Origin of the sequence: Paenibacillus sp. FSL K6-0108 (genome assembly GCF_045040695.1) — a bacterium.
Taxonomy (GTDB): domain Bacteria; phylum Bacillota; class Bacilli; order Paenibacillales; family Paenibacillaceae; genus Paenibacillus; species Paenibacillus pabuli_B.
On the sequence record NZ_CP150288.1, the window covers coordinates 2,460,410 to 2,479,776 of the forward strand.

Sequence of the window (19,367 nt, forward strand, 5' to 3'; positions counted from 1 at the left end):
GGACAATGCGGTCTTTTTTTGCGAATACGCCTCCGTAATGGAAAAATGGCTGTCGTACTGCGGATTTGTGCCCCCAAAAACAGGATAACTGTACGTTTAACGGCGCAGGTGTACCTGTTTATGGGACATTAAAATCGACTATGATCAGAAACAAGAAAGCGCTATCAAAATTTTACGCGTAGTAGACAGCTTGGTAAGGGGGGATTGTTCTGGAGAAGGAAATCGTATTAAATCACAAGACATCAACACAGCCGAAGGCACCTGGTTTTCTGACCAATGCCCGCAAAAGAATGATGAAGCACTGGCAGTTACATCTACTGGTGATTCCGCCCTTGCTATTTTTTCTCATCTTCAAGTATTATCCGATGATCAATGCGGTTCTTGCCTTTAAGGACTATAACGTCATCAAGGGAATATGGGGAAGTGATTGGGTTGGTTTTCAAAACTTTCGTCTGTTCTTTGAGAACCCATTATTCTGGACCCTGGTGAAGAACACCATTTTACTTAGCGGTTATTTAGTGTTGGCCGGATTTCCAATTCCGATTGTGCTCGCACTCATGATTAATGAGGTACGTGGAGCCAAGTTCAAGAAATTCGTCCAACTCGTATCCTTTGCACCCTATTTCATCTCAACAGTCGTGATGGTGTCCATGATTATGCTGTTCCTGGCACCACGGCTTGGATTTGTGAACATCGCCATGAACTTCTTTGGGCTGGATTCCGTGAATTTTCTGGGTGAGCCGGGCATGTTCCGCTCGATCTACGTCTGGTCCGACATTTGGCAGACTGCGGGCTACAGTGCGGTTATTTATTTGGCAGCACTTGCCGGAATCGATCCCACATTGTACGAAGCAGCCAAAGTCGATGGAGCCTCGCGTTTTCAAAAAATCCGTCACGTGGATCTGCCAGGGTTGGTGCCAACCATTGTTATTATTTTGATCCTGAATGTCGGGAATGTCATGGCGATTGGCTTTGAGAAAGTCTACCTGCTACAAAACCCGCTCAATCTGGCTAATTCTGAGATCATTGCAACCTATGTCTATCGCGTCGGCCTGTTGAATGCCAATTATAGCTTTGCAACTGCGGTAGGGCTGTTCAACTCACTGATCAATCTGGTCTTACTGGTTACGGTGAATGGTTTGGCGAAGAGAGTTACTAAGAATAGCATTTGGTAGGAAAGGAGTTCACCTATGGCTGCAAACGTTCAAACCAAGATTAAAGAGTCCGCCGTGGACAAAACGTTTCTGATTACCATCTATATTTTGCTCAGTCTCGTGGCGCTGGTGGTCATTTACCCACTTATATTTATCGTCAGCAGCTCCATTAGCAGCCCGGCAGCAGTAACTTCCGGCCGGGTATGGCTATGGCCCGTAGATATTTCCTTCAACGGTTACAAGGCATTATTTAATACACCTGAGATTCTCATCGGCTACGGTAACTCCATTTTCTATACGGCCGCTGGTACGCTGATCAGTGTAGCGTTGACCATCATGATCGCCTATCCGTTGTCACGCAAAACTTTTTTCGGCAGAAACACCCTGATGATGATCATCACCTTCACCATGATTTTCAGTGGAGGGCTGATTCCGACTTATATGGTGGTGAAGCAGCTTCATCTAATTGATACCCGCTGGGCGTTATTGATCCCGAATGCAATCTGGGTATGGCAGGTTATTATTGCTCGTTCGTTCTTTCAATCTTCTATTCCGGGGGAGCTTCTGGAAGCCAGTGAAATTGACGGCTGCAGTGATATGCGATTTATCTGGAGTGTTGTACTCCCATTATCGAAGCCGATTATCGCCGTGCTGGTTCTCATGTATGCAGTGGGGCAGTGGAATGCGTACTTTGATGCTCTGATCTATCTCAAATCGGCAGACCTTTTCCCGCTGCAACTCATCTTGCGAAGTATCATCATTCAAAACAACGGTTCGGGTGCCATGGACGTGGCGAAAATGGTGGAAAGACAGCAGCTTACCGAACTGTTAAAATATTCGTTAATTGTGGTCGCCACTTTGCCTGTACTTGTCATCTATCCATTTGTACAGCGTCATTTTGTACAGGGGATGCTGGTAGGTTCCGTTAAGGGTTGATCCTTAGATTCGGTGTATGGAGAAAGAAGATATAGACAGTTCATACGCAAGGTACCATCGTCTCAACTGGTAAACTACAAAAAGGGAGTGATCAGATTTGAAGAAAAGTATGGTAACGTTATTGATGCTGGTAGTGGCATTCACAGTTGTCATGAGCGGGTGTTCCAATGGCAGCTCATCTACAGCACAACCGGGGAGCTCGGAAGAGGGCGGCAAGGTGAATATCAGCGTGTTCGCGGTTCAGGATTCCAGCATTGATATTCCGACCAATAAATTTACAGCATTTGTGGAAGACAAATTCAATATCAAATTCAATTGGGAGATCAATCCATCGGATGGAGCCAAGGAAAAGCGCCAAATCTCACTGGCAAGCGGTGACTATCCCGATGCCTATCTGCTAACCCACTATATAGACCAATTCTCTCAAGCAGATCTGCTGAAGTATGGCAAGCAGGGTGTGCTCGTTCCTTTGAACGATCTCATTGATCAATACGCTCCCAACATCAAAGCGGCCATGGAGAAAAATCCTAATTTGAAAACGCTTAATACAGCGCCTGACGGTAATATCTATGGACTTGTTGCGTATACAGAATGTTTCCACTGCTCCTATCCGAGCAAGATGTGGATTAATACCGAGTGGCTGAAAAAGCTGAATCTGGAAATGCCAAAGACGACCGAAGAATTCAAAAACGTGCTGCAAGCTTTCAAAACGCAGGACCCGAACGGAAACGGCAAAGCAGATGAGGTGCCGCTGAGTGGTTCCATAGAGGAGTTTGGCGTACGAATTATTCCTTTCCTGATGAATGCATTTGTCTATGATGATGACAGAAACTATTTGCAAATGGAAAATGGGAAAGTTCAATCTGCTGCTATAACACCCGAATGGAAAGAAGGATTAACTTACATCAAGTCCCTCTTTGATGCAGGTCTGATTGACCCGGGCGCATTCACACAAAACGCAGAAGCGTTCAAGAAAATAGGTGAAAATGCGGATGCTGAAATTTTGGGCGCCGGTGCGGGCATGCACCCCGCGATCTTCATAAACATTGACGAAGGCAACACTCGTTCTGCGCACTACAACCCGCTGCCACCGATTACTGGACCTCAGGGTGTGTCCTATGCGACGCATGATGCGGGTGGTGTATCTCCAGGAGCGAAATTTGTCATCACAAACAAGGCAAGTGAAGAAGCACAGATTGCCCTGATCAAAATGGTCGACTACATGTTCACTCCGGAAGGTCAAACGAACGGTGCAAGCGGCATGAAGGGAATCGACTGGACGGACCCGGTGGATGGCGATGTGGCATTGGGTAAAGACGCTAAACCTGTAGTCAAACAAATCCCTATGGCTGAAGGTGAGGCACCACGTAATGCAGGCTGGAGCGGCATGGCTCACTTCTATATGCCAAAAGAATATCGTGATACCTTCGTTCAGGGCACAGATATTTATGCATCCAATGGTTATGAACGCAGATTATATGACGCATCGCTGTTGTATGAAGGGCATGAGCCCAAAGAGCTGTTCCCAATCTGGTCCGTCTGGATTGATCCAAATGAAATTGACGAAGCCAGCTTGCTGCAAACCAATATCAGAAACTACATTGAGCAAAATGAATTGCAATTCATCACAGGCAACAAGGACTTGAATAAGGACTGGGATGCTTATGTAAAAGGTTTACAGAACCTGAAGCTTGATCGTTATCTGGAAATTTTGCAAAAAGCATATGACACAAGCAAGTAATGTACAGGGATATCGGAATCAGGTGCCTATGATGTACCGGCACCTGATTTTTCTTGTATTTAGGCAGAAGAGAAGGTTACATACCAAGAAGGGTGGGATCAACATTCCTGTGACTGAACAAGAACATATCACGAATTCCACGACGATAAGACTGACGGATTATGGCGCTGTGCCAGACTCTGAGTTGGACACCCAGCCAGCTATGGCTCGTGCCATTCAGGCGGCGGCTGAAATCCCTGGTCCGGTGGTGCTGGACTGTGCGAGAGGCAGGTATCATTTCTACCCGGAAGAGGCGATTCGGGCTCCTTATTATATCTCCAATACAACGAGTGGAGAAGAGAACCCAGACATAACCAAGACCATTGCCATTTTGCTTAAAGGAATGAATGATGTAACACTGGAGGGCAACGGCTCCCTGTTTATTTTCCACGGCAAACAGACCCTGTTTTTGTTGGATAATTGCACCAATGTAGAGATTCGCAACCTGCGTACAGACTATCACCAGCCAACGGTGACGGAGATGACGATTATCTCCAGCGGAAGGCATTATTTCGATGCGCGGGTTCATCCCGATTCCCGCTATCAGATTCGGGACAACAAGCTAACCTGGCTCGGTGAAGGCTGGAGTTTTGCGGAAGGTCCCATGCAAACCTATGATCCATTGCGGAATACAACCTGGCGAATCGACAATTGGCTGGAATTGGCCCAATCTGTGGAGGAGCTTGAGCCCATGACCATCCGTTTGCATTTTGATTTTCAGCCAGATGTAATTCCTGGTCATGTACTACAAAACCGCGATGGCATTCGTGATCAAGTTGGAGCTTTTATGACCGAATGCTCGGATATAACGTGGAGAGACGTGAGTCTGCATTTTCTGCATGGACTCGGTGTTGTTGGACAGTTCAGCACAAATCTGACTTTCTCACGGATGAACCTGGCTCCCCGCACCGAAACGGAACGTACAGTTGCCGGTTTTGCGGATTTTCTGCACATCTCCAGCTGCAGAGGTAAGGTAGCCGTAAGAGACAGCTATTTTTCCGGTTCGCATGATGATCCTGTCAATGTCCACGGTACCTATTTACGAATTGTAGATCAGCCGGCGGTGGATCGCGTGAAAGTTCGATTCATGCATCCCCAGACGTATGGGCTTCCGGCCTTTTATCCTGGTGATGAGATCGAATTTGTCCGTTCCGGTTCGTTGACGACCTACGCTTCTAACCATGTGGTTGCGGTAGAGCGTTTAAGTGCTCGTGAGCTCTTGCTGACTCTTGCTCATCCAATACCTGATGGTATTGGCCGCCATGATGTCATTGAGAATGTAACTTGGACACCTGAAGTGGAAATTGCAAATAATCATTTTGCCCGAGTACCCACACGAGGCATACTCGTAACGACTCGTCGGAAAGTGCTGATTACCAGAAATACATTTGAACGCATGTCCATGAATGCCATTTTGATTGCGGTGGATGCCGAGTCCTGGTATGAGTCCGGAAGGGTAGAGGATGTGACGATCTCCGATAACCATTTTATTGAATGTGGCGGCAGTGAGCATCCCGTGATCTTCATATCCCCGGAGAATGTGGTGGTTGATGAGAGCGCTCCTGTCCACCGACAGGTCGTTATCTTGAATAACCGTTTTGAAACTTGCAGTGAAGTTCAGATTCTGAGTGCTAAGTCCACTCGTGGGTTGGTTTTCAAGTCGAATAAAATATGTTCCTCCAGCGAGACAGGAAAGTTATCCTGCGTTGAAGAAGCTGTCTATGCAACCGCCTGCAGCGAGGTTGATATTGTAGATAATACATTCATTAGTATTTCAGAAGGAACTGACTAGTAATTAAGTAATCATAAGGGAGAGTGCACATGAAACTTCAATATGACAAACCTGCACATGTATGGACCGAAGGGCTTCCCATAGGTAATGGCCGACTTGGCGGCATGATTTTTGGTGGGGTGGAGCAGGAGAAAATCAGCTTGAATGAGGACACCCTGTGGTCCGGTTATCCGAAGAACGGCAGTAATCCTGGCGCAAAGGACGCTCTGCCAAAGGTTCGCAAGCTGTTACAGGAGGGACGTTATACGGAAGCAGACACGCTGACCAAAGAGATGTTGGGTCCGTACACCCAATCGTACTTGCCTTTTGGGGATTTACTCCTGCGTTTTGAGCACGGGGACATCCATCATTCCTACAAGCGGACGCTGGATATCGAAAATGCAGTGCACAGCCTGGAATATCAGATTGGCTCTGTTATTTATACCCGTGAAATGTTTGCTTCGCATCCTGATCAGGTACTTGTACTGCGGCTGGCTGCAAGTGTGGAAGGTGCGCTGAATGTACATGCATCACTGGATAGCCCGCTTCGGCATGCGACTAGTGTTAGGGAAGGCCGCTTTGTTCTGGAAGGAACAGCCCCGGAGCATGTTGATCCCAGCTACTTTGCAAACGACGACCCGATCCGATACGGTGACCCTGGAGATAACAAGGGCATGGTCTTTGAAGGACAGCTAGCGGTGAAGACAGAGGATGGACAGGTAACGGTGGATGGCAGAGGAATTCATGTGTTGGGTGCGACAACGGCAACCTTTTATTTCAGTGCGGCTACAAGTTTTAATGGTATGGATGCGATTCCGGGAGTCGAGGGAAAAGATGCTTCTGTCATTGCAAATTCATTTCTGAATGAGGCGGTAGGCAAGTCATATGACAGTCTGCTTGATTCCCATATTGCGGATTACCGTTTGCTGTTCGATCGGGTGAAGCTTCAGCTTGGGAATTCACCTGCTACGGAGGAAATGTCCACTGAACAGCGGATTACGACCTTTGGGGCGGAGGATCCGGGGCTTGTGGAACTACTCTTTCATTATGGACGCTACTTGCTGATCGCAAGCTCTCGTCAGGGAACGCAGGCTGCGAATCTTCAGGGCATATGGAATGCAGTAACCCGTCCTCCCTGGAGCAGCAATTATACGCTGAATATTAATACTGAAATGAACTATTGGCCGGCTGAAATATGCAATTTGGCTGAATGCCATGAGCCGCTGCTGGATTTGATCAGCAATTTGGCGAAGAGGGGTGTTGAGACCGCACAGGTCAACTACGGCACTCGCGGATGGACCACGCATCATAACACGGATATCTGGGGACAGACGGCACCGGTGGGCAATTATGGTGACGGTGATCCAAGCTGGGCTTTCTGGCCGATGGGAGGTATATGGCTGACCCAGCATTTATGGGAGCATTATGCCTTCAGTGGAGACGAGACGTATTTGCGTGATTCCGCTTATCCAGTGATGAAGGGAGCTGCACTGTTCGCACTGGATTGGCTCGTTGACGATGGTAGCGGTCACCTTGTGACTTCACCTTCAACTTCGCCGGAGCATAAATTCCGGACAGCGGAAGGCGTAGCAGCGGTCAGTCCGGGTTCAACCATGGATATCTCATTGATTTGGGAGTTGTTCACCAACTGTATTGAAGCCTCGGAGATCCTTGGAACGGACCCGGATTTCAGAAAAGAACTGTTGAGCACCCGCGAACGTCTGCTGCCGCTGCAAATCGGAAAATATGGCCAATTGCAGGAGTGGGCGAAGGACTATGAGGATGAGGACATTTACCACCGGCATACCTCACATCTGGTAGGTGTGTATCCAGGTCGGCAGCTTTCGGACGAAGAGACGCCGAAGCTGTTTGTCGCCGCCAGAACCTCACTTGAGCGGCGTGGAGACGAAAGCACGGGCTGGAGCCTGGGATGGCGTGTTGCGCTATGGAGTCGTTTCAGGGAGGGAAATCGTTCCCTGCATCTGCTCTCTAACATGCTGCGCCTGGTCAGAGATGGATCGTCTGAGCAATACAACCATGGTGGTGTATACCCGAATCTTCTGGGCGCACATCCTCCGTTTCAGATCGACGGCAACTTCGCGGCCTCTGCCGGGATAGCCGAGATGCTGCTGCAATCTCACCGTCCTTATATGGAACTGCTACCTGCACTGCCGGATGCCTGGCAGCAGGGCAGCGTTTCCGGCCTGCGTGCCCGAGGCGGATTTGAGGTCAGCATCCGGTGGGACAACGGACAACTTGCAGAAGCGTACATCACTTCACACCTGGGCCGGGACTGTGTGCTTAGAGGTGAAGGCCCAATTGTGGTAACTCTTGACGGCAGCGTGGTTGTAACGGAGGACACCGATTCAAATATCATAATTTTTCCTACATCTGCAGGACATACCTACAAGATTAAGTTGAGTTAAATCGCGTTATGGATCGGAAGATCGTTGCATGGAAAATGCTCTATTCGGTCTTTATAATGAGGGCAGACTTGGGCAGGAGAGACATAACCAACTCCACTCAGGGCACAGCATGCAACAATAAGGAGGCATATGATGCTAACTAGCGATACAGCCGTACAAGTGCAGCAACAGAATGTTAATCTTGTAAGCGTTACAAATGGGCACGTGAGCCTGGAGATCAATCTTGAAAATGGTGAGGTGTCCTGCATCGGCAAGCATTCTTCCCATGTGAAGGGCATTCGTAGTGCTTTTCGCTGGCAGGGCCGGGAATACAGCACGGATCATTATCAGAACCATGAGCTGACAGCACAGGAAGATATTATTCGAGAAGGATTTGGAAAAGGCATCCGCTTGGTTGTTCTGCATAAAGCCTCGCTGCTGCCGCAGCTGGAGCAGCATTTCTATATGTATGAATCCTCACCGTTTGTACTGGTGCAGACCGCTATAGTCGGTGATGAAGAGCTTAAGGCGAATCGCATGGCTGTCATCCAATCCAAAACCATATCCCTCGGCGGAGAATCCGGGCAGGATGAACCAAGCATTCTGCGTGTTCCGTTTGACAACGATAAATGGGTCAGATATACGGTGGTTAAGCCGCCGCTTGATGTGGAAAGTTTCGAGGCGACAGCCTTGTTTGCGCCCGACAGCCGCCGGGGAATTGTGATGGGTTCCCTTACGCATAAGGTATGGAAAACAGGGATTCGTATGCAAAGTGAAAAAAGCGGACATATCGAGGGACTTGATCTGTACGGCGGTGCCGTGAGTGAACTGACTCGTGATTCCCAGCCTCATGGTTATGTGAAGGGAAAAAGAGTGGAATCTCCTCTGGTATTCATCGGGTTCTATGAAGACTACCGTGAAGGTCTTGAAGCCTACGGCCAGGCGAATACCTGGATTGAGGCTCAATTACCTTGGGAGGGCGGTGTCCCGATCGGATGGAACAGCTGGTCTGCGGCCATGAGTGATCTGGACTATGATCTGTATACAGCGACCAGCGATTTTCTGAAAAATGAAGTACAGCCGCTTGGATTCGAGAATGAGGATACGTTATATATCAACTTTGATGCTTTCTGGGACAATTTTACGCCGGAAGAGATGAAGAGTGCACTGGACCGGGTACGGCAAAATGGTCATAGAGCGGGAACGTACTGGACCCCATTTGCCTTCTGGGGAGGGCCTGATCAGTTCGGTCAGGCGGTCGAAGGAACAAACGGCAAATACACCTATGCAGATATCCTGCTGCGTGACAGTGAGGGCGAAATTCTGCCAGATGTAGACGGTGGTCTGGCGATAGATCCGACACATCCAGGCAACCTGCAAAGAATCAACTGGTTCACGGATAAATTCATCTCGGAAGGTTTCGAATATATCAAACTGGATTTCTTGGCACATGGCTCGTTGGAAGGACAGCACCACAATTCGAATATTACAACAGGGATCGCAGCTTATCACTATGGCATGTCTTATTTGCAGCATAAGCTCTCGCCAGAAGTAATCGGACGGCCATTTTTCATTAACTTGTCCATCGCTCCATTATTTCCATATGCATTTGCCCACAGCCGCCGTATTTCCTGTGATGTCTTCGGTACACTTGCGGATACGGAATATATGCTGAACTCGCTGACACACGGCTGGTGGATGAGCAACACACTCTATCGCTACAATGATCCGGATCATTCGGTGTTATACAAGAGCTTCAACCAGGAAGCTACCGGCTGGCATGAAGGACGCAGCCGTCTGACTGCTTCAGTTATCGCCGGTACGGTGCTCCTGCTCGGGGATGACTTCCGTAAAGAGGAAGCTGCCGAACGAGCAAAAGAATGGCTTGGCAACAAGGATATTTTGAACGTTGCTCGTATGGGCAAAACCTTCCGTCCAGTTGAAGGTGATTATGGGAAGCTGTCTTCTGATGTGTTTGTCCTTGAATCGCCAGAAGAGAAGAGTTTCTATCTCGCTGTCTTCAACTTTGATGCTGAACAAACTGCGGTTAAATCCATCTCGCTGGAGCGGGCCGGACTAAACGTCAATGCCGTATACAGCTTGCAGGATCTGTGGGAAGGCTCACAAGGGGAAACGTCTGGGGAGCTTACGGTCTCGCTGGAACCGGCAGAATCCAAAATCTTCAGATTGACCGTGAAGGGAAATTGACCTGGGCGAAATGGCAACCCAGAGTTGTAAACGGTTTTAGGATATAAAAACAAAGTCAAACGCGCGCTTATGTATCTTACAAATCGCGCGTTTGTCTATTTTGGGCCATGCATCCTATTTTTAAAGATAATCATTATTGGACTGGAGGACATGAATATGAACGATTTTACTTTATGGTATTCAACCCCTGCAGCGGATTGGTCTCAAGGCCTGCCGCTGGGCAATGGAAGAATAGGGGCGGTTGTCATGGCGTCATCCCATCGTGAGGTGTGGAGTATGAGTGAGGTCACCTACTGGTCGGGTCGAATTGATCCGGAGCACCCTTCCGAAGGAGGCAAGGCTGCACTGCAAGAGATGCGAGATCACTTTTTCTCCGGGGATTATGATGGAGGAGACCGTCTTGCCAAACAACATTTGCAGCCAACGAAGCGTAATTTCGGCACCAATCTTGGACTATGTGAAGTTGTTATTGATTTCGAGAAGAAGAATTCGGATTCTGATAAAGAGGGGATTTTCCAACGTGAGCTGGATCTGACTCAAGCGCTGGCCGGGGCGTTCTGGAAGAATGACGACATCACGATTCTTCGTGAAGTTTTTACTTCTCACGCCGATGATATAGTGGCCTCCCGAATTTGGGGCGATGCCCCGGGTAGCGTATCCTTTACACTTGGCTTGCAGGCAGGCACGGAATCATTCAAGGTTGTAGCCTTGGATGACAACATGCTTGAATTCCAAGGGCAGGCAACGGAAAATGTACATAGTGATGGGACTTGTGGCGTATGGGCCAAGGGTATGGTCAAGTTGGTTGTATCCGGAGGGGCCATCGCTAATAGAGATAATCGATTGACCGTGACCGGGGCGGATGAGGCATGGATTTATTTTAGTGTAAGCACGGATTATCGCCGTACAGATCAGGATTGGGAATCAGAGAACGAGTCTACACTGATGAAGGCTTTAAACAAAGGGTATGCCTTGCTGAGAGAGGACCATATCCGCGATTATAGCAAGCAGTATGACAAGGTAGATATTCAGTTGGGGTCCAAAGGGAAATCCGGTCTGGCTACAGATCAACGCATTCGTTTGTTGGAACAGGGTGATGGAGATGAAGATCCGCAGATGTTCGCATTATTTTTTCAATATGGACGGTATCTGACCATTGCGGGCTCGCGCGAGAACTCTCCGCTGCCACTTCATCTCCAGGGAATCTGGAATGACGGTGAAGCATGCCGAATGGGCTGGAGCTGTGATTATCACTTGGACGTGAATACCCAGATGAATTATTACCCCACAGAAATTACGAATCTGGGGGAGAGCCATCTTCCGTTACTTCGGTATGTTGAGGATCTGGCACAGGCGGGCAGGGAAACGGCTCGTAATCTATATGAATGCGACGGATGGGTCGCTCATGTCTTCTCCAATGTATGGGGCTTTACGCTGCCTGGATGGGAGACGTCGTGGGGGCTGAACGTTACGGGCGGATTATGGCTGGCTACACACCTGATTGAGCATTATGAGTACAATCAGGATCGTGTTTTCCTTGAGAATGTCGCCTATCCTGTACTTAAAGAATCCGCGATCTTCTATCTGGATTACATGTGTGAGCATCCTCGGAAAGGTTGGCTGGTGACGGGTCCTTCCAATTCGCCGGAGAATCATTTCTATCCCGGTTCGAGGGAGGGGGCACAGCAGCTGTCTATGGGAACAACAATGGACCAGATGCTGGTGCGCAGGCTCTTCGAATTTTGTCTTCATTCAGTTGAACTTTTGAATAAAGACGAGGAACTCGGACGCAAACTGGAAGAAGCAATCAGCAAGCTTCCACCTCTACAGATCGGCAAGAAAGGCCAGTTACAGGAGTGGCTGGAAGATTATGAAGAGGTGCAGCCGGAGCATCGGCATTTGTCTCATATGTATGCGCTGTATCCGGACAATCAGATTACACCTGACCGTACACCGGAACTCAGTGCGGCAGCGCGTGTAACGCTGGAGAACCGTATGGTCCAGGAAGAGCTGGAGGATGTTGAATTTACAGCTGCTTTGTTTGGACTGGGTTTTGCGAGATTGCACGATGGGGAAACGGCATATAAACACCTCTCACATTTGATCGGCGGTCTGTGCTTTGATAATCTGTTCACCTATTCCAAATCCGGAATTGCTGGAGCAGAAAGTAATATTTTCGTTGTTGATGGTAATTTCGGCGGTACAGCTGTCTTAGCGGAGATGCTGCTGCAAAGTTATGCGGGCGAGATTCACCTTCTCCCAGCGCTGCCAAAGGCATGGAGCACAGGCTCGATCACCGGGCTGAGAGCTAAAGGAAATGCCGAGGTGGACATCGTTTGGAAGAATGGAAAGCTGACCTCAACTAACGTTCACACATTCTCGCCAGGAACGTTCACCATTTGTTGGGGCAAGCATAGAACGATCCTTCATGCCGAAGCAGGCGAAAGTTATTATTTCAATAGCGAGCTGGAGTTGGTAAAATAACGATCTATACTTGAAAATAACTTTCATTTATATGGACCATGGTCCCACGGGGGGAAAAACATATAATAGAGACAGAAAGAGACAAAGGGAGGGGACGCTGATGTATAGTATTTTTTTGGTAGACGATGAAGAGCTGGGACTTGAGATGATGAGGGATTATATCCGTTGGGAAGAGCTGGGTATCTATATCATGGGAACGGCGAGTAACGGCAGGGAGGCCTTGGAGAAGATCGAGGCCACCCAGCCTGATATCGTTCTTACCGATGTTCAGATGCCGATAATGAACGGTATTGATCTGGCGAGAAAGATACATGAGAGCTACGACTCGATCCAGGTGATGTTTCTGACCGGGCACGATGAATTTCAATATGTAAAATCGGCTATCAACGTAGGGGCCGTGGGATATATGCTAAAACCTTTGGATTTAAATGAAATTGAAAGCGTTATCAGTAAAGTTAAACAGCGTTGTGACGAAGTTGCAATGAAGAACCGTTCCATGGAGGCCGCCAAAGCCAATATCCTGAAGGAGTTATCTTACGAAAAAAATGAGGATCGTGCTATGGATCTCGCTTGTAGTTTCAGCCGTCTAACCCGACAATCGGAGACCACCCGATATGCAATGGCCTTGTTCAGCATCGATCCCAAGGAGGCTGAAGAGGAACAGCAAAGTCTGGAGGAATGTACAGCTCGGCTGGTGTCTTTTCTCGATCATTTCTTCAAAGCGAAGAACCTGAAAGCGATCTTTGTGGATTACAAGGAAGGAGAGACCGGTGTATTTATGGAAGCGTCCCAGCAGCCGGGACATTATGCGTGGGAAGACTTGGCGGAGGCTATTCGTAGTGCTCTGGATTTTACGGTAACGGCAGCAGTAGGCGGACAAGAGACCGAGTTATCCAACATTCACTGTCTATACGAACAGACGCGAACCATCTTGAACGAGCGTTTCTATGAAGGTACAGGCACGATAATTCATGCTGAGACGCTTTCGAACCAATTTTATACGGAGCATATGCCCCCTTTTGAACAAAAGGAATGGTTTGAGGCTATTAACCGACTGGATTTTGAATGGGCCGCACAGAAGCTGCACGGGTATATTGAGGGATTGGCAACATTGCGAGTCAAGAAAAAAATCATCTGCGACTGGTCGATAGATCTCGTGAATGAGCTGCTGGAGCAGCTTCATAAACCTGTTCCGAAGCGGGCTGAGCTATATCATTCCATCTATAATGCACTGACTCTGCATGAGATCGAAGATCTGATTCTCGGTACTGCGGAAGATGCGGTGAGCATGCTGGGTGAGCGGTTTATGGACAAAAATGCAAAATTGATTCACAAGGTTCGTACCCTCATCGATCAGAATTACAATCAGCCGATTACCATCAACAGCCTGTCTGATCAGGTCTATTTGTCACCGAACTATTTGAGATCCATTTTTAAGGACAAAACAGGGATGACGATTCACGATTATCTGACACGCATCAGACTGGATAAAGCCAGGGAACTGCTGGCAGATGGCTCGCTCAAGATTCACGATATCGCGCAGAACGTGGGCTATGAGAGTACGTCCTATTTTATTTCTCTATTCCTAAAGACACAGGGCGTAACACCCAACGAATACAGGAAAAGTATATAACCATACTGGTCCTCTGATAACGATAATGATCCTCCAGATTTCCCTGAACATGATTTGGATAGGCTCCCTCTGACTAACCCGTAATATGGCAAATAAAAGAGGCTTTCCTGTATGAATAGTAACATTGTGGTATGGAACATCCCCCTCCTCCTTTTTACAATTAGGCATATAGGAAAGGAAGGAGGAGAGAGGGGATTTGACAGCTCTTTATGAAAGCGATTACAGATAATGGCTGTGAACCACTGCCAGGATAGGCATATGGAGACCTGACTCAATCATAAGAAAATGGAGGCATGTTATGTTGGGACGGATGATGAAAAAAGGATTTGTGTTCTTAATCATTTTTTGCTTGGTAGTTGGCGGGGGCCAGTTTGTCCGCACAGCTCACGCCGATGATATGAATACCTATGAAGCCGAGGCCGAGGGGAATATTTTGCTTGGCAACGCGAAAATCTCCGATAGCCCGACGGCTTCAGGCGGCAAAAAGGTCGGAGGCATGTACCAAGGCAGTTCCTTGCAATTTAACAATGTTACTGTAAGTGAGACAGGAAATTATAAGATTTCCGTTTACTACATTTCAGGTGATTCGCGGCCGTTCAATATTAGTGTTAATGGCGGGGAAAAGCAATTTGAAGAACCACCCAAGACAGTCGACTGGGATACGGTGGGAACGTATGATGTGACTCTTCCGTTGAACGCGGGTACCAACACCATCCTGATTGATGACAACAACTGGTATTCTCCCGACATCGACAAGATTGTGATCCGCGGTTTGGACAGTGACATGCCGGGAGAAGGTGGCGGAGACGACTGGAAGAAAAATCTGCATGGTGCAATCATTGAGGCAGAAGCAGCTGACAATATTTTGAAAGGCAATGCCAAGGTGGTGGACAGCAGTATCAGTTCAGGCGGAAAAAAAGTAACGGATCTGAACAAAAACAGTTCACTGCAATTTACGAATGTTACTGTACCGGCAGATGGTACATATTTGATCCGGATATCTTATATCTCCGGTGACCAGCGTCCTGTTTATATGCAGGTGAACAATGGCACGGATGAGATGATCGATCTGCCCAAAACGGCAAGCTGGAATACGGTAGGCACATATGATGCGGAAGCTTCCCTCCATAAGGGAGCTAATACTATTACGTTCTCGGATCATGATTGGTACTCCCCCGATTTTGACCGAATTGAAGTCATCCCGTATACGCTTAGCTATGAAGCCGAAGATGCGGGCAATACGCTGACTGGTGAAGCGCGTATAACAGAGAGTCCGAATGCTTCCGGCGGCAAAAAGGTCGGCTACCTGAATGGTGGGAGCTCCTTGACATTCAATAAAATTATAGCCCCCATGACAGGTGATTACCGCGTTAAGGTAGATTATTTTTCAGGTGATCCGCGGAGTTTCTATGTCCATGCAAATGGTGGGGAAGAGCAGTACCACGACCTACCCAAAACCCCGGATTGGGATACGGTAGGTACGTATGATCTTACCCTCCCATTAACTGAAGGCGAGAATACGATTACCTTTTCAGACAACAATGGCTATTCTCCCGATCTGGACCGGATTATCGTCGAGCCTGCGATAGAGACAGAACCCGAAAATCCAGGTGAAGGAGATGACGATCTAGGGACACCGGGTGACTCGCAACGATACGGGGATATCACGGTGACTGATTACACTCATGGTCTTCTGGTATCGAATGGACAATACGAAGTGTCTTATAATACCCAGACTGGATTCGTCGGTTATAGCTGGGCAGAAGGGCAGAAGATGCGGGGGATTTTCAGCAGCATTAAACTTGGCGAGAGCCTTTTGGAAACCAAAGGTTATGAGAGTCATGCGAGCGGTGGAGCACCGCTGGAGATTCAGGATGGATTCGGCAAAGGTATTGAGTTGAACTTTGTTCATACGTCAACTGGAAAACCGACCCTGAAGCAGATCTATCGGTTTTATGAAAATAAATCGTATTTCCTCAACCGTCTGGACGCCATCAGTGATACAGAGATCCAGAGTAATTACATGTCACCCATTACCGTGAAAAATACGGGTGGTGTGGATATCGGCGTCAGCTCGGATAACCGCGTGCTTACGGTGCCTTTTGACAACGATGCATGGATTCGCTATAAATCTCAAACGATGAACCGGGCGGATACCAGTTACGAAATGACAACGGTATTCAATAACTCAACACGTAATGGTCTTGTGATCGGTTCAGTAACCCATGACATCTGGAAGACCGGTATTGACTGGAAAGGCTCAGCTAATCGTCTGAATGAATTTGCTGTGTATGGTGGTGCAGCGAGTGACGTTACTCGCGATACTCAGCCACATGGCAGCCTGACTGGTACTGAACTGTCCTCGCCACTGATTATGGTAGGTGGTTTCAGTGATTACCGCACAGGACTTGAAGAATACGGAAAAGCCAATGCAATTATTACACCTCCGCTAGCGTTGAATCCGGAGCTGCCACAAGGTGTTCCAGTAGGTTGGAATAGCTGGGGAGCTTATGACAGCAGCCTTTCGTATCAGAATGTAGTAGATGTATCGAATTATTTCAAGAACAGCTTGAAGAAGTTTAATAATAACGGCAATGTATTCATTAATATGGATTCCTACTGGGATAATCTGAGTGATGCAGAGCTTGCCCAAGCCGTATCTGTAATTAAGGACAATGGTCAGCATGCGGGCATCTATTGGGGACCATTTGTGTATTGGGGTAACGATATGAGCCAAAAAGTAGATGGTACCAACGGGCAATATACGTATGGTGATATTGTGCTTAAGGATGCTGAGGGGGAACCTCTGCCTACACTGGATGGAGCATATGCACTGGATGTGACACATCCGGGGAGTCAAATGCGTATGAATTATTTTCTGGATAAGTTTAAATCACTTGGATTCACCTTCATCAAACTGGATTTCCTAACCCATGGCTCACTGGAAGGCCAACACTATGACACTACTGTGACGACAGGAATCCAGGCATACAATGAAGGGATGAGTTATGTTGAAGAGCGATTGGACGGGAAAATGTTTATTAGTGCGTCTATTGCACCGATCTTTCCAAGTCAATATGCGCACAGCAGACGGATCTCTTGTGACACCTATGGCAAAATCAATGAGACGGAGTACATGCTCAATTCATTGACATATGGTTTCTGGCAAAATGGAACGATCTATTCTTATACAGACCCAGATCATTTGGCATTAAGCAGTGCTTCAAGCCTGGAGGAAGCCCGCAGTCGGGTGAATTCCGGTGTGATTGCCGGCACGGTGATGATGGATTCCGATGATGTGAACGATCCCAAGGCACAGGAATACATGACAGCATTGTACAATAATACGGATGTTCTTCAGGTGGCGCTGAAAGGCAAAGTATTCAAGCCGCTTGAAGGGAATACGAATGCAAATGCTGCAGATACGTTTGTTCTAAAAGACGGCAATGATTATTACCTTGCCGTATTTAATTACAGCGCCAATAGTTCAGCGAGCAAAACGATTCATTTGGGTCGTGCCGGATTGAATGAATCCAAATCCTACACGTTACAAGATTTGTGGACAGGTGAATCTTCGTCAGCCACGGCTTCATGGTCCATCTCGCTTGGACCGGCTGAATCGAAGTTGGTTAAATTGACCGAAAAACCAGGCAACCCAGGCAACCCAGGCAACCCAGGTAATCCAAGTAATCCAAGCAACCCTGGCAACAATGGCAATACCAATAATACTAGCGGGAACTCCGGCAACAGCACTGCTCAAGAGAACGATACAGCAAAACTGGTCATTACAGCCGATATGCTGAAAGTGGACAGTGGGGCAGGGAAAGCCGTTGTGGACATCAAGGCTGGTACTCAGGAGCTACAATTGTCATCTGCTGTTTTACGCCAGCTCGGCAACCATACACTGGAAGTAAAATCAGGTAAGCTAACCCTGCAAATACCTGCGAGTTTGTTCCAACAGCTGCTGAGCAAGCTACCAGCGGGGCAGCAGGAAGAAAGTACGATTTCCTTGAAAATGGTTCCGCTTGGCAGCAAGGCCAAGGAGGTCGTTGCTGCAGTGGAGTCATCTTCCCGGGCAACGGTTTCCCTTAAGGGTGAAATCGTTGAATTCAGCCTTTCGGCAACAACCAAATCTGGCGCAACCGAAATACTCTCTGTGTTTGATCATCCAGTTACGCTAAGTCTGGCAGCGGCTGAAGGCTTCGACCCTTCACAGGGAGGAATATATTATATTAACGAAAATGGAAAATTGGAATTTCTCAAATCGGATTACGTGAATGGCGTATTAACAACTAAAGTGAGCCACTTCAGCAAGTATGCCATTCTAGAATTGAATCGGACGTTTGCCGATGTTCCGGCCAATCATTGGGCCAGCTCTGTAATCAAGGAGTTGGCAGCTAAGCTGTATGTCGAAGGCACAAACGTGGATCAATTTGAGCCAGGACGGGCAGTCACTCGCGCTGAATTCACTGCCATGCTCGTTCATTCTCTGGGACTGACCGCAGCGGGGAAAGTACAATTTACAGATGTAGCGACAGATGCCTGGTACGCGGAACCCATCTCGATTGCGACCCAAGCCGGTATTGTCAACGGCCGAAGCGCAGCCCGTTTCCAGCCGGACGCACAGATTATCCGTGAAGAAATTACGGTGATGTTGATGAAAGCATACGAACTGAATGATGGTAAAGTGCCTGTTGGTTCTACAGACATTTTGTTTACCGATATGGCTCAGGTTTCTTCATGGGCAGCTGTTTCGGTGAAGGATGCAGCCCGACTAGGACTGGTCCAAGGCCAAAAACAAGGGCAGTTCCTGCCTAAAGGGATAGCTTCCCGAGCAGAGGCGGCTCAGGTCATCTATAACCTGATTTTGAAGTAAGCTATAAGGCTGCGAATTGCATCGCAGCCTTATTTTCATAACTTAGAATGACAGATGATTTCCCCTATGGATTGTAAGAATGCGATATGGCTAATTTAACTCCTGCTTCCTACAATAATA

9 protein-coding genes are annotated in these 19,367 nt (G+C 47.8%); all 9 read left to right on the forward strand.

Annotation, left to right across the window (positions count from 1 at the left end; all coding sequences use genetic code 11):
• Positions 1–290: 290 nt before the first annotated feature.
• The 9 genes from MHB49_RS11490 (at position 291) to MHB49_RS11530 (ending at position 19,247) form a co-directional block, all read left to right on the forward strand.
• Positions 291–1,175 (forward strand): sugar ABC transporter permease, encoded by an 885-nt coding sequence (locus tag MHB49_RS11490; RefSeq protein ID WP_143805411.1) that lies wholly within the window; start codon positions 291–293, stop codon positions 1,173–1,175.
• Positions 1,176–1,190: 15 nt separating this feature from the next.
• Entirely contained in the window at positions 1,191–2,090 is a 900-nt protein-coding gene (locus MHB49_RS11495) for a carbohydrate ABC transporter permease (protein ID WP_076289382.1), read from the forward strand.
• A 97-nt stretch (positions 2,091–2,187) separates the two neighbouring features.
• The gene (locus MHB49_RS11500) at positions 2,188–3,831 is read left to right on the forward strand and encodes an extracellular solute-binding protein (protein ID WP_405156183.1); all 1,644 of its coding nucleotides are present in this window, start codon (positions 2,188–2,190) and stop codon (positions 3,829–3,831) included.
• On the forward strand, positions 3,815–5,662 hold the full coding sequence (locus MHB49_RS11505; RefSeq protein WP_405156184.1) for a right-handed parallel beta-helix repeat-containing protein: 1,848 nt from the start codon (positions 3,815–3,817) through the stop codon (positions 5,660–5,662). Before MHB49_RS11500 ends, MHB49_RS11505 begins: the two co-directional genes overlap by 17 nt.
• A 29-nt stretch (positions 5,663–5,691) precedes the next feature.
• The gene (locus MHB49_RS11510; RefSeq protein WP_405156185.1) at positions 5,692–8,067 is read left to right on the forward strand and encodes a glycosyl hydrolase family 95 catalytic domain-containing protein; all 2,376 of its coding nucleotides are present in this window, start codon (positions 5,692–5,694) and stop codon (positions 8,065–8,067) included.
• Positions 8,068–8,196: 129 nt separating this feature from the next.
• Positions 8,197–10,254: an alpha-galactosidase gene (locus MHB49_RS11515; RefSeq protein WP_405156186.1), complete on the forward strand. Its 2,058-nt coding sequence runs from the start codon at positions 8,197–8,199 to the stop codon at positions 10,252–10,254.
• Positions 10,255–10,410: 156 nt separating this feature from the next.
• Positions 10,411–12,738: a glycosyl hydrolase family 95 catalytic domain-containing protein gene (locus MHB49_RS11520; RefSeq protein WP_405156187.1), complete on the forward strand. Its 2,328-nt coding sequence runs from the start codon at positions 10,411–10,413 to the stop codon at positions 12,736–12,738.
• 100 nt (positions 12,739–12,838) lie between these two features.
• Positions 12,839–14,371, forward strand: coding sequence for a response regulator (locus MHB49_RS11525; RefSeq protein ID WP_405156188.1), 1,533 nt, complete (start codon positions 12,839–12,841; stop codon positions 14,369–14,371).
• 298 nt (positions 14,372–14,669) lie between these two features.
• Positions 14,670–19,247 carry an S-layer homology domain-containing protein gene (locus MHB49_RS11530; protein WP_405156189.1) on the forward strand — a complete coding sequence of 1,526 codons (4,578 nt, stop codon included), beginning with the start codon at positions 14,670–14,672 and terminating at the stop codon, positions 19,245–19,247.
• Positions 19,248–19,367 lie beyond the last annotated feature (120 nt).

Bases quoted from the DNA above. Each gene is read 5' to 3' on its own strand.
- MHB49_RS11495 (WP_076289382.1), top strand. From the start codon at position 1,191: ATGGCTGCAAACGTTCAAACCAAGATTAAAGAGTCCGCCGTGGACAAA.
- MHB49_RS11525 (WP_405156188.1), top strand. From the start codon at position 12,839: ATGTATAGTATTTTTTTGGTAGACGATGAAGAGCTGGGACTTGAGATG.
- MHB49_RS11505 (WP_405156184.1), top strand. From the start codon at position 3,815: ATGACACAAGCAAGTAATGTACAGGGATATCGGAATCAGGTGCCTATG.
- MHB49_RS11515 (WP_405156186.1), top strand. From the start codon at position 8,197: ATGATGCTAACTAGCGATACAGCCGTACAAGTGCAGCAACAGAATGTT.
- MHB49_RS11520 (WP_405156187.1), top strand. From the start codon at position 10,411: ATGAACGATTTTACTTTATGGTATTCAACCCCTGCAGCGGATTGGTCT.
- MHB49_RS11490 (WP_143805411.1), top strand. From the start codon at position 291: ATGATGAAGCACTGGCAGTTACATCTACTGGTGATTCCGCCCTTGCTA.
- MHB49_RS11510 (WP_405156185.1), top strand. From the start codon at position 5,692: ATGAAACTTCAATATGACAAACCTGCACATGTATGGACCGAAGGGCTT.
- MHB49_RS11530 (WP_405156189.1), top strand. From the start codon at position 14,670: ATGTTGGGACGGATGATGAAAAAAGGATTTGTGTTCTTAATCATTTTT.